The sequence below is a fragment of the Lederbergia citrisecunda genome (assembly GCF_018343695.1).
GTDB lineage: Bacteria > Bacillota > Bacilli > Bacillales > Bacillaceae_C > Lederbergia > Lederbergia citrisecunda.
On record NZ_JAGYPJ010000001.1, the window covers coordinates 2308389 to 2320525 of the forward strand.

Sequence of the window (12137 nt, forward strand, 5' to 3'; positions counted from 1 at the left end):
CGCCTTAATACCACTTGTTTTTATCCCAGAAGGCTAAAGCCTTTTCAGGAGTGCCATAACGATCTTTAACATATTGCGCCATCATGACTAGTTGGTGAACAGGATTGCTATAATTTAATCCTGTTTTCTTCTCATAACTAGATCTAGTAGCGTTTAAAAATTGAGCGTACCCGTGTGCAGTACTGTTGGGATTCTTTGCGCTCGGATTCCAGGAAGATTCTCTACCTACTAGTTCTGTTAATCCTGCTGTCCAATTAGCAGGTACACCCATTTGAATCGCTTGCTGTAAATGTCCATTGAAATTGTTTATGGAATTAGAGTTGCCTGCTGATTGCGTCTTGTAGTAGTTTGAGTACCCCCCCCCCCCTGTTGCGCCGGAAAACCCGAATTGTTATAGTAATTTTGCTGAGATTGATTCATAGAATTTTGTAAATTACCTTGATATTGCATTTGATACATTCTCCAAGCAGCTTCTTCACCATATTGTTTTTTAGCCCATTCTAGTTGGGCTTTTTCAGAAGCAGACATATTATTAAACGCATATTCTCTCCACTTTCTTTCTGCTTCCGCTTCCTTTTGGCGATTATCAAATTCTTTCTGTCTCCAATCGTCATCAATCTTGTCTCGACCGCGCGAATAGTCTACCTGATCTTGATAACGTTGATCTAAAATTGAATCTCGACCACGAGAGTAATTAGTCTCGTCTTGATAACGTTGGTCCAGCATAGAGTCTCGACCACGAGAATAACCTATTTCATCTGCCCTCATCCCAATTTCTAATAATGCTCGAGCCCTCTCTGCTTCTAATTGATTAATATATGCATTTTGAGCATCAGGGTTTTGAGCGTCTGTGATTCTGCGATTAAAGTCATCCATGGTTTGTTGTTCTTGGAGATTCAAAGTATTTAACGAATTTTGACGTTCATTGTTTAAGGAAACATTAGCAGTAACATTCTCACCACTAGAAGAAAGACCATTAGCCGCCATAGCTTCACGTAGCCTTTGTACGTTCTGAGCGTTAACAGCATCCGTTTGGTTTCTCGCTTGTTGGTATTGAGGAGCAACTTGCTCTTTTTGCTGATTAATCTCAGCAACAGCTTTATCCTGTGCTGCTTTCAATCTTTCAAGTTCTGCGTTTTTTTGTTGATCATACATATTGTTTATTTGTTCTTGTTGGTTTTTCGTATATGCTTCCTGATCAAAAGCAGGCGTTTGTGTCTGTACAGGTGGCGGCGGTGTCTGTACAGTCGTTGTCGTATTAGGTTTAGTCGTTGTTGTCGTCGTTGTCGTTTTTTTGTTGTTTGTTGTTTTTTTGTTGTTTGTTGTCGACGTCTTAGGTTTTGTCGTTGTAGTTTGAGTATTTTTCGCCTGTGCTTTCAACGCATTCATTAATTGGATATTTTGGGCAGCTGTCCCCGTGTAATTATTAATTTTGTGTGTTTGAGCAAGTTTAGACCTGTTCGCAAAACTACTATCCATTTTTTGCGACTTCATGTAATCGACTACAGACGTATTTACATTTAAGTTCATTATTTCACCCCTTTGAGGCATAAAAAATACACCTATTTAGGTGTTGTGTTATTGCACTTTATGATCCTAATGGCTGTTAAGAAGTTAGAATCTGCTCTACGATTTCACGTAAATTTCCGACATTCGGAACATCATCCATCGTATATTTCCCTGCTAAAATTAATACTGCATATGATTTAGCAATTGCACTATCAGTTGTAAAAGTCATTTTCAACATCTCCTTTAAAAATTTATAGATTAATTTAATTATCGAGAACACTAGAAACTACCTTACGTAAATTCTGGAAGTCTGGGACATCTTCAATCGTTTTAAGACCGTTTTGAATTAGGAGAACATAATCTTGGACTATTTTGCTATTTTCGTTAAACATTAAGCCATCCCTCCTATAAACATTAACATCATCTCAAAGAGTTCAGCGTTAGCTTGTGCTTGATCTATTCTTAATTGCTCAACTTCTGTTAATGGCTTAGGTGCATTTTTCAATGCTTCTATTTCCTCTTGCGACATATCTTCAATCCACTCTGTGCCAGTCCACTTAGGACGATACATTCCATCCGAAGGTGCAAGTTCTACACAGTTTTCGGGAGTTTCTTCTACATCTTCGTCAATTATTACTGGTTCTATATAGAATCCTTCTGAATTTATTTTATAGACTTGTTTCATGATTTCCCCCCCAATTATTCAGTACTGAAAGATATATTAGAAAGAGATAAGTAAGTTCCAGTACTTGCGCCTTGTAAACTAACGGTTCCAGTTGTTGATATAAATAGCGTGGCAAAAGTATTAGAACCACTGTTTACAATTGCATAAAAACCTTGTTTCGGTCGGAATGCTGCGGGTAATGTAAACAATAATATTCCAGCATCTTTTGTTCCTCCAGTGATATAACCTCGTAAGCGTACGATTCCGAATTGGTCGAGGCTATATCCCGTTGTATAACTTGAAAAATTTGTCCAGCCATTTTGTAAAACTGCATTAACCCATTCATCTTGTTTAGTTGTTGCTAGTTGTACCCAATCAGTCCAGCCTGAAGGTGTATAAGTCCTTGTAAAAGTTAAGTTGTTTGTGTAAGATTGAAAGATTTGCGTTGGCCTTGTTGATTTTGCAATATGGATCAAAGTTCCACCACTCGTTACACCTGGCGGCATATTTAATGTAGTTCCTGAACAATTATAAAATCCTGTTTCCCCGTTTGTAGATAGGTTGCAATTGTTAATAATTGGAGGTGCTGTACCTAATCCAAAACCTTTTGCATATTCAATCGCATTTTTTTCTGATGTGTTCCATGCTGCTCTTTCTGCACTTGTAATATGTCGAACATTATCCGCCTTATGATCAGTAACTTCTTGCTTGATTTCGTTAATTGCATTAACAGCACTCGACTTATCTTTTGTAATTAGAGTAGACATAGATCCAACATTAGATAGAGAAGTATTGATTTTGTTTGCTAACACTGCATTAAGTTTAGGCTCACTTATACTCCCGTCAGGAATGGAACCTATAGCAGATGCAGCTATTTGAGATAACATCCATGCCAATTGTTTTTGAACAGTATCACCACTATTTGGATTTAAAGGCGTTGCTTTAATGAGATCAGCACCGCTATTACCCGAAGTGATGCTCTGCAATTGATTCTTAGTGAAATATCGATCATCGTGGTCGGACGATTTCTTATGGTTATCGACCAAGAGCTTTAATGATACCAAAATTGACTGTACTGTTTCCCCTGCCAAACCATCAATTAGAGTGGCATTGACATAATCGGCACCACTGGAGTTTTTCACTTTCGATTTAAGCTTGTCCCTTACGCTTTTAAGCATTGCTTGAATAGTAGAACCGTCCACGTCTTGTATAGCGTTCGTGCCAATGTTACTAGCTCCATCTTTTGAATTAAGTGTCGAAATGAGCGAGTTTAAAGCTGTTCTCAGTTCGTCCCCCCTGCTATCAAACAAAGCCTTTATTTGTTGAGCAGTATACTGAGAATAAAGTGCATCTTGCTGATCACTATGTTTAAAAGTAAAATCTTTCATTTGTGATAACGGCATATTACCACCTACTTTCTGTAATTTTGGAGGATATATTTCAATCCCAAACTTTCGATTTTTAAACTTTCGTCAATTCGATTATTCTGAATAACTAACTGATAGTAAACTACCTTCTTAGCCTTAACTTTCTTAACGATCATTGTCGGTTGTTCGGAGGCGTTATAAGAGAACAATGAGTAAATAAATGTTGAATAATCAAATAGTTCTGTTCTCGTACTATTGATAAACTCTGTTTTCGCATCAAATATCTTGTCATTATAAAAAGATTTTCCATAGTGCATGATGGAATAATCCGGTAAATTCTCCTCGTTTCTCGGGAAACTTACTTTGTCACTTACATAATAAAAATCACATGAAGTATGCTTACCAGGAGCAATTGTAGCAAACAATTTCTGTATTAATTTATTTCTTTCCGCTGACCCAAAGCCAATCTTTGCCGACTTCCAATAAGCATTAATGAATTTCCCATCATCGTTATACGGAAACATGTCTGTTTCTTTTTTGAACCGATAGATTAAACCATTTACAGAACTGCCAAAATACAAATCCCCATTCATCTCTATGAAACAATCCGCATGGATATTGTCATAAAGATACCATTCGTCAATAGCGTAATCGAATACATATACATTTCCATTGACAGCAAGCCAATATTTCTGATCATAATCAATGGATATAGCATTTTCGAGATTTGGTTCTCTTAATAGTTTTGCATCGACAGCTTCTGAAATACGCTGTACATTTCTCTCGTCCCTAACATTGGAAGCGACAAGCATATAAATACCATCTCTCGCTAGTGATACAGGGTTATTCTCGACAATTTGTATAGAGTTTGTAGCTATTGTCCCCACCTGGTCGTTAATAGGCTTTGAAGGGAAACTAGACACTCCATCGGATAAGTCAAATGTTATTTGATGCTTTCCATTCGCTCTTTCAACCACTAAATAATCATATTGCTTTGAAAATCCCATAACCTTATCCCAATATTTATAGAATCTATTCTCAGGGAAATAAGAAGGATCGTATAATTCGCTCGACCATATATATTCAGGCATATCCTTATTGCCACTAACAAACACTCTAGTATCGTTTGAACCGCCAAAAAGCACATGTAATCGACATTTTTTGATACGTTCCGGGAAACCCGATTGAGTTTTATAAGCAGTAATCACGACATTGTTTGTCCCTTTGTCCGGAGCTGTTGAAAAAGTGACTTTGCCAGTAGAACGATCGACTGTGAATCCAGAATCTTCATTCATGGTAGTACCATTTACGACAGCCGTTAGCTTTGTTGTAGCCAATCCAGTTAAAGAAAGTTGGAATACAGTGGCTGTTCCATCAGCACTAAACGAATCTTTAAACCCACTGCCTAGCAAGTTGAAATCCTCATACGGAATACCACCGCCTTCTGGGTCCTTACTAATCGAAATGGTAGGGATATATGGAGTAACGGCTTTTACAGTTGTTCCATCATATTCTAGATAGTTCACACCATCCATAATGTAGCACTTCCCATTCATCACAAAAAACGAAGTACGGTTATTTGACACTCCAGTGGATAGCACTTTCGGTGGATCTAAATCAAGTAATAACTCGTCTGCCCAAGTCATAATTCACCATCCTTCCGTAATAAAAAAACATCCCATTATGAGATGTTTTAATATAGATTATTAAGTTTTTCTTACGTCGCAGTTTGTTCCGATTGCACAGCATTTATCTTGTTGTATTTATCTCTCTTTATTTTATCATCAAGTATCCAAGCGCTTCTCCCTGCCACAATGATAAAAATAAGAAACTCTGTGTTGAAAACCATTGTACTTGATGTAAAAAATCTTAATATCCACATTACCGCTATTACCCAAATCCAGGCTTCTTCCGGGCTTAATTTAAACTTCCTTAAGTGTAATGCAGGCCTAATTAACAACATGTATGCCATTAAAAGCATAATTGGACCAGTCATAAACAAAGTATTCAAAATACCACTGTCAACAATAAAATCAACTGATTGGGAATATCCATATCCAACAGGGAAAAAGGAAAAGAAATCCCCTATTACGAAATCAATAAATTCCTTTAAATCAGCACTTCTTGTGTCTGCTGAAAATCTAATTAAAAACCCATTAATTGCATTGTTTATTAAGTTTGTTGGCGGAAGGAGGAACCCGCTTTTTGATAGTAAATAAACGACTAGCCAAGCTGCAATTGCTATCAAGGTAATTCCCACCATAAATACCCTTTTTATTTTACCAGTTTTATATAGATACAAGAGTATTCCAATAGTTGTTATTACCAAAACCAATCGCATCTCCGTTAAAAGAGCAAGAAGATACTGGAACAATATCAACAATGTTACTGTCATAAATGCACTTTTCTTTTTCTTTGTCTTTTTACTACCCCAGTACAACCAGTATATCAAAGTAAACTGTAAACATATTGTAGATGTCCATAACCACTTTAGAGCAACAACTCTGCTTGTCATACCCAGTTGCGAAAAAAATGCATAATACTGAGCTAATCCATAAAAAGCTGTCAGTATTGAAAGTATCGTCAAGATCCTTATTGCTTTCTCAATTGAATGCCAATTTCTTGGGTTGTAAGCATAAAAAAATAACGCAATACCAACCACTGTATAAGGGCCTAATTGGACACTACCGTTTGATAGACTAGTAAGATAACTTAATGGGTCATCAGATTTCAGTAGCAAATAAGGAATTAATGTAATCATAACAACATAAAAAATATTTCTTTTATTGTTGAATATGGATTTCAAGTTAGTAATAATAATGAGATAAATCCCCGCAAAAACGACGATAAGGGAAATTTGTGTTGCTAAAACGTTTGTATTGGAAACCACTTCTTCAAAGGATACTTGAAAAGTAGAATACAATTCAGCGTTTCTGTATCTACTAAAGACTGTTGAAGACCATAATGCTACATAAGAAAAGATTACAACTACGATAAACAAGAAATTTGCAAATGAAAATCTACTTCTGATTGCTGGATTATCCAATCCTATCTCCCCGCCTATTCCTTCAAATTCCTATTTATTGTATCTAAGCAAGGAGAAAATTGGAAGCTTTTTCAAAAAAACTATGCAGCAATTACCTGAGTATTTTCAGATTGGGTGATTGTCGCAGAGTCGATTCCGGTTGCACCGGTGCGAACTAAACTAGAATTAATTGTATCTCCAGATGAGTATAGCTGCATATTATCTTTGACAATCGCATTAGCAATATACCCAGCAAGGTTAATTCCTCCTAAAACTCTATTAAAGGTATTCCCGCATGCTCTAAATGCTTTTTGATACATTGCAACTACTCCATAATTTGTTCCGTCGCTATGGACATCATTATCTACTATCCTGTTCCCAAATTTATAAGATGTTGCAGTTAAATCAATAGCAGGATTATTACCTTTAGGTCTTATAGTGTTTTGTGAAATAGTCGTGAATTCAGCGGTGTATAAAGTTAAAGAAGCATTTCTTAATTTATTGCCTGATACGATAGTCACATCTTTAAATATAGAGCTTCCAGTTGCAAAAATACCGTGCCCTGTTATTTGTTGTACGGCATTATTAGAATCTATATATGAAGTTTTGCATTCAATTTGATTCGTTGTAAAACCAGTATTCTGTAAAACTCCTGCTATAGGATTAATATATATCCCGTACCTAGGTAACAAGCCATTTCTTTCATCTTTCGCCATTATATTTGAATCTATAACAGAATCGTATAAATTGTCTATATAAAAGCCAGTTACGTCTGAATTTATTTGATTACCTTGAATAATCATATTTCTATTCTTACTGCCGTTATTTTCAGCAAATACTATCCCAGCATTTCTCGGTTCGTGGATACCCTGTTTGACTGTTTTTAATCCCCTGATAATGTTGTTTGATATGATGCTATTAGAACCACTCCATAAAATACCTTGAAAAATAGGATTACCACTGGAATAAGGAATTTCGTAAAAATCCTCAATTATATTGTTAGCTATAATAACACCATTCGCAAACTTTCTTGGGTTAAACGACTTTACTGACCTGTTGTCATAATACGCTACATTTATGCCAATCGCATGATTACCAGAGTTTATCGTCCCTCTAATATCTCGAATGATGTTGCCTGTAATTATTAAGCTTTCTACATACCCTAATTCATCCGAAGATGTATTAGTCTGATCATCAGTTAAAGACACTTTTGCTTCAATTCCTTGTAAAGTGACACCTTGAATCCTATTTCCGGAAATAATAGTCCTGTCACCGGAGCTAAATACGTCGATTGCATCAGAAAGGGTATTAATTAAGTCATTGTCTAATATTTTTCCACGCGACTTATAAGATACGTGAATTAATTCGTCCTCATTAAGCCAATTCCCGTCGATAAAATTTCCCTGAACCAAAAAATCCTCACACAACGCTAATTGAATTCCACCAGAAAAAATTTGACTATTTTTAATACGAAGATTTTTTATTTTGGTTTCTAGAGTTACTCCAGAAGCATTAATACCTAATCTTTTGGTCTCATTTAATGGAGTTACAGTAGTTCCAGGATAAATCTTTACATTTTCTATATCAATATCCTCTGTTGCTTTTTCTATAGTAACTGAAACGGACATATCTGTGTGTATTTCTAAATTTTTTAAATCTACTTTTTTGGTACCCATCGGAAAAACAATGGACTTACAATTGATTTTGGATGTGCTGTCTTTACCTACAATCGAACAATTGATACTAATTTGTTTTAAAGGCTCATTCACAACGTCTACACTTAATATCCCATTAATGGATTTTGTGAAATTAATTGCATCTTGTAAACTCGCAAACTGCGCTGCATCTACAATCTTTCTGTCACCAAGTTGTTTCGAAGTTTCCGCCAACTGCGACGTAACTTTAATATAATCATCATCTAAACGAGTTTTTAAATTCCCCTTATCAATTCCTTCTGAATTAACTGCAGCCTGTCTCGACATTGCATCAGAATCTGTTACTCGATCAACAATTACATTCAATTCCTGTTGCGTATTTTCAGCCGTATCCTTTGCTTTAGCAGCTTCATTTTTTGCTTTTTCTGCTTCTACTTTCGCTTCAGCTGCCTCTGCTCTCGCTGAAGAAACATTGTCATTTGTTCGTGATGTTATGTTAAATAAATCATCAATTTTAGGCTGCACATCAGTCAGGATTGTGCTATTAGCACTATTTAAATCCTTTTCTATACCGTCAAGTTTATCTTTTTGGCGTTTAAACTCACCGTCAATTAAATCCGAATTCGAAGCCATTTCAGTAATTGTGTTTTGCTTTGTATCCTGTTTATCCCATTTATATAATTTAAGATAACTTGTTTTACTAGCCATTATCTACCCCTCCCACTTCTCATTTAAGTTATCATCCTCCCAGGTTTGCGATCGAGTATTCAGCGTTGGAACACCCTCAGTACCATACAATTTACCACCATGGGAAATAATAGTTTTGTTATTCCAATGGAATATTCCATTGATTTTACCTGCGCCCAAGGACTGAACATACACCCTTTCATATCCTGTACGCTTTTTCAGCGCCCCTCTCTCGTCAATATTCATATTTAACATATCGGGAGATTGGGATTCGTCGATTTGAGTAGGGGTAACACTAGTATTCATGCCTTTAAATGGCTCAATTTTTAAAAGTGGAGGTTCGGGAGGTGGATTAGATCTAAATGTAACCATCTTTTTCCCTCCTAGAATCTATAATCTGCTTGGATATAGTTCGGATAATCATCATTTCTTTTTGAGATGTTTGCAAGTTTTGAATAATAAAGGTTTAATAATCTATCCGACATCATGCTATTTTCATCTTGCATAAGCATCCCACCTATAAAATAAGGAATGAGCTGTTGAGCATGCAATTCTACTTCAAATTCATAGGTGTCCTCGGTGCTTTTTGATAATTCCTGCGGATATTTAAAATAAAAATGTTCAAATTCTCCTGCAATCCCTTTTCTTAAAAACAATTTACGGTTTTCTATACGATACGCCGAAAACCTTTCATCATTTAGGTTGATGTAACGATGATCTTTAAAGTCATCAGGCAAATCATATTTAAAGTAACCTTCTTCATTGGTTGGATTCTGTTCAAAAATATAGGAAGATTCAATCCCTATCCTGTCGCTAATTTCCATTTGAGCATCACTAGCAAATCGATTCATACGATTTAAATAATCGGCATTCTCCCCATCAGGAATGGAAACCCCATCCACTGAAAATTCATCAATCAGGGACAGGGTCTTTTTCTTGGCTTCACCTAGATTCATAGGTAATCACCTACAGTACTTGAATTTGTTTATTTTGCTCAAACTTAATCTTTTTGTTAGCCTTTACTGTCTCATCATAGCTGTATTTCCATGCTTTATAGATGGATTCAGGAACATCAAACTGTTGTCCACGAGGAATAGCATAAATAACCCCATTCACACCGACCGGAACAACATCATCAGGGTTTAATGGATCTTCAGGAATGAAAATAGGAACTTTCTTTTCCTTTGATAATCGCTTTTTCATGGACATCTCCAACTTAGCAAGTTCAACTTCAGCTCGTTTTTCTTCCTCTGCTTCTTTTTTCTCTGCTGCTATTCTAGCTTCTTCCATTTCCTTTTGCATTTCTACTTGCAATTCTTCTTTTAATTGTTGTTTCAACGCTTCTATATCAATAGTTTGTTCTACTTTTTCATTATTTTGTTCTTTAGCCACTGCAATTCCTCCTAATAATCAAATAAAAAAGAGGGGAAAAATCCCCTCTTACTGTGTAGCTCCACTTTCGTAACGTACAATACACAATTCATTTAGACGAAGGGCTGTGAAAGCCGATTTCCAAGCGAGTGTCCAACGTTGATTCATTGGGTCATTTCCGTTTTCACCTAGACCTTTAGCGATGATGTCAGGCTTAGAAGAACCTTCAATATCAGGTACACCATAAGCACCTTTACCAATGATAATAGTTGCGTATACATCTGCACCAGTAGCACCTGCCCCAACAAATTTAGGAGCATGATCGTATTCCAAGAAATAAATTCCATCCATTTTACCAATCATTCCATCAACACGATTTTTTGTATTGACATATGTGTTTTGGCTCACCCATTCAGGGTCTTTCATCAAGTCTGTGGCTACATCTGTATGAATAAAAGCCAAGTAACCACTTGAACCGTCTGGAAGCTTGATAGGTCTTACTTTATTTCGCTTCATAGAGCGACGAATTTTCAATACGTCGGCACGAGTGATTTTATCAGCCGCCCCCACTTGATCACGTGTAGTTTTTGCACCTGCATAGAATACGTTTGTTCCTGCAGCAACAATATCACGAACGATAATATCAGTAGATTCCCCAGCATTTTCACCAAGCAACTCTGTTGTTTCTGTGATAATCGGATCAAGAGCTGTCATATCAACCCAATCCGTACCTTCAACCCAGTTACCATATTGCTTAACAGTTGCAGTCAGCTTTGTAATATCAAGGCTCACGTTTTCAGGCGTTACACCTTCTGTAATTGCTGTAGTAGAAACAGCAAGGGGATTTAAACGACGGAAAGACGTAACATCTCCTGCACGTTTAGGGATGTTCTTCTTCTCACCATATTTCATCATAACTAGTTCTGGAAGCAAACGCTCCAACATCGTACGTTGGTAAAATTCCGCTTGTTCCGCTGATAACGCATTATAACCTGATGCATTATTTCTTAAAGTATTTGTTACATTTGCCATTTAGATTTTCCTCCTATAAGCTCCGAACCTCACCATTTTTCACTTGGCGCAGCAATGTTTCAAAATCAGATTTAGGCATATCTTTAATGCTTGTTTGATGTTGGACATTACCTTCGCCTAGTGATCCGGCTGAAGATTGGGCGTTTAATTGTAATTTTTGTATTGCTTCTTGCTCTTTTTGTTGTCCTAAAGACTTATAACTGACACGTAAATAAGCATCTAATAAAGATAATCCTCGTTGCTCCTTTAGCTGCCACACCTCATTAGGAATTTCTTCAGCCTTTAAACCAGGGAACTCAGAGAATAACTCATCTGCCTCACGTCGGAAAATGCTCTGTTCCTCGGCTTGTTGTTTCATTTGCCTAGCATACTGAATATCAGGATGTTGCTCCAAAAATTGATTGAACGTATCAGGATCAATGCCTGCATCGCGGTAACGTTGCTGTTCTTGCTCCTGTTCAGCTTGGTCTAAAGCTAGTAGCATTTCTTCATGGGACTGGTAGCCCGTGAGTTGCGCCACTCTGTTTAGATGGTTCTCATACTCGCTTGCACGTTGCGATACTTTTTCATAGTTGAGGCCCTTCTGAATATAATCAGGAGCTTCATCATATGGTACTTGTCTTTCTTCTTTGTTGTATTTAACAGTAAAATAATTTTGTTCCTGCGTGGTGACAGGGTCTTGCGTTTGAATCTGTTCTTGATTAGCACCTTCTTGACTTTCTACGGTATGGTTGCCGTTTAAAATTTCTTCCATTCCAATTCTCCTTTCGAGTATGGTTGCTCGAATAATTTAATGAATACAGGGCTAACGACTCTCACGACAGCCC

Annotated in this window: 14 protein-coding genes; all 14 read right to left on the reverse strand. The window is 36.7% G+C overall.

Features of this window, described 5'->3' with window-relative positions:
- Positions 1-4 precede the first annotated feature (4 nt).
- Positions 5-271, reverse strand: a complete 267-nt coding sequence (locus KHA93_RS11585; protein WP_213110868.1) for an aggregation-promoting factor C-terminal-like domain-containing protein — start codon at positions 269-271, stop codon at positions 5-7.
- Between the two features lie 35 nt (positions 272-306).
- Positions 307-1551, reverse strand: coding sequence for a DUF3597 family protein (locus KHA93_RS11590; protein ID WP_213110869.1), 1245 nt, complete (start codon positions 1549-1551; stop codon positions 307-309).
- 55 nt (positions 1552-1606) lie between these two features.
- Positions 1607-1738, reverse strand: coding sequence for a CD1375 family protein (locus KHA93_RS23510; protein WP_267917329.1), 132 nt, complete (start codon positions 1736-1738; stop codon positions 1607-1609).
- 34 nt (positions 1739-1772) lie between these two features.
- Positions 1773-1901, reverse strand: a complete 129-nt coding sequence (locus KHA93_RS23515) for a hypothetical protein (protein ID WP_267917330.1) — start codon at positions 1899-1901, stop codon at positions 1773-1775.
- Positions 1901-2194 carry a YomQ N-terminal domain-containing protein gene (locus tag KHA93_RS11595; protein WP_213110870.1) on the reverse strand — a complete coding sequence of 98 codons (294 nt, stop codon included), beginning with the start codon at positions 2192-2194 and terminating at the stop codon, positions 1901-1903. Before KHA93_RS11595 ends, KHA93_RS23515 begins: the two co-directional genes overlap by 1 nt.
- Before the next feature lie 14 nt (positions 2195-2208).
- Complete coding sequence (locus KHA93_RS11600; protein ID WP_213110871.1) at positions 2209-3576, reverse strand: pyocin knob domain-containing protein; 1368 nt, start codon at positions 3574-3576, stop codon at positions 2209-2211.
- Positions 3577-3584: 8 nt separating this feature from the next.
- The gene (locus KHA93_RS11605) at positions 3585-5186 is read right to left on the reverse strand and encodes a hypothetical protein (RefSeq protein ID WP_213110872.1); all 1602 of its coding nucleotides are present in this window, start codon (positions 5184-5186) and stop codon (positions 3585-3587) included.
- 71 nt (positions 5187-5257) lie between these two features.
- The gene (locus KHA93_RS11610; protein ID WP_213110873.1) at positions 5258-6586 is read right to left on the reverse strand and encodes a hypothetical protein; all 1329 of its coding nucleotides are present in this window, start codon (positions 6584-6586) and stop codon (positions 5258-5260) included.
- Between the two features lie 80 nt (positions 6587-6666).
- A complete protein-coding gene (locus tag KHA93_RS11615; RefSeq protein WP_213110874.1) occupies positions 6667-8928 on the reverse strand; it encodes a hypothetical protein in 2262 nt (753 codons plus the stop codon).
- 3 nt (positions 8929-8931) lie between these two features.
- Positions 8932-9279 (reverse strand): hypothetical protein, encoded by a 348-nt coding sequence (locus KHA93_RS11620; protein ID WP_213110875.1) that lies wholly within the window; start codon positions 9277-9279, stop codon positions 8932-8934.
- Between the two features lie 11 nt (positions 9280-9290).
- A complete protein-coding gene (locus tag KHA93_RS11625) occupies positions 9291-9863 on the reverse strand; it encodes a hypothetical protein (protein ID WP_213110876.1) in 573 nt (190 codons plus the stop codon).
- A gap of 10 nt (positions 9864-9873) precedes the next feature.
- A complete protein-coding gene (locus KHA93_RS11630; protein WP_213110877.1) occupies positions 9874-10299 on the reverse strand; it encodes a hypothetical protein in 426 nt (141 codons plus the stop codon).
- Positions 10300-10347: 48 nt separating this feature from the next.
- Complete coding sequence (locus tag KHA93_RS11635; protein WP_213110878.1) at positions 10348-11310, reverse strand: N4-gp56 family major capsid protein; 963 nt, start codon at positions 11308-11310, stop codon at positions 10348-10350.
- A 13-nt stretch (positions 11311-11323) separates the two neighbouring features.
- Positions 11324-12064 carry a hypothetical protein gene (locus KHA93_RS11640; RefSeq protein WP_213110879.1) on the reverse strand — a complete coding sequence of 247 codons (741 nt, stop codon included), beginning with the start codon at positions 12062-12064 and terminating at the stop codon, positions 11324-11326.
- Between the last annotated feature and the right edge of the window lie 73 nt (positions 12065-12137).

Bases quoted from the DNA above. Each gene is read 5' to 3' on its own strand.
- KHA93_RS11585 (WP_213110868.1), bottom strand. From the start codon at position 271: ATGGGTGTACCTGCTAATTGGACAGCAGGATTAACAGAACTAGTAGGT.
- KHA93_RS11590 (WP_213110869.1), bottom strand. From the start codon at position 1,551: ATGCCTCAAAGGGGTGAAATAATGAACTTAAATGTAAATACGTCTGTA.
- KHA93_RS23510 (WP_267917329.1), bottom strand. From the start codon at position 1,738: ATGACTTTTACAACTGATAGTGCAATTGCTAAATCATATGCAGTATTA.
- KHA93_RS23515 (WP_267917330.1), bottom strand. From the start codon at position 1,901: ATGTTTAACGAAAATAGCAAAATAGTCCAAGATTATGTTCTCCTAATT.
- KHA93_RS11595 (WP_213110870.1), bottom strand. From the start codon at position 2,194: ATGAAACAAGTCTATAAAATAAATTCAGAAGGATTCTATATAGAACCA.
- KHA93_RS11600 (WP_213110871.1), bottom strand. From the start codon at position 3,576: ATGCCGTTATCACAAATGAAAGATTTTACTTTTAAACATAGTGATCAG.
- KHA93_RS11605 (WP_213110872.1), bottom strand. From the start codon at position 5,186: ATGACTTGGGCAGACGAGTTATTACTTGATTTAGATCCACCGAAAGTG.
- KHA93_RS11615 (WP_213110874.1), bottom strand. From the start codon at position 8,928: ATGGCTAGTAAAACAAGTTATCTTAAATTATATAAATGGGATAAACAG.
- KHA93_RS11620 (WP_213110875.1), bottom strand. From the start codon at position 9,279: ATGGTTACATTTAGATCTAATCCACCTCCCGAACCTCCACTTTTAAAA.
- KHA93_RS11625 (WP_213110876.1), bottom strand. From the start codon at position 9,863: ATGAATCTAGGTGAAGCCAAGAAAAAGACCCTGTCCCTGATTGATGAA.
- KHA93_RS11635 (WP_213110878.1), bottom strand. From the start codon at position 11,310: ATGGCAAATGTAACAAATACTTTAAGAAATAATGCATCAGGTTATAAT.
- KHA93_RS11640 (WP_213110879.1), bottom strand. From the start codon at position 12,064: ATGGAAGAAATTTTAAACGGCAACCATACCGTAGAAAGTCAAGAAGGT.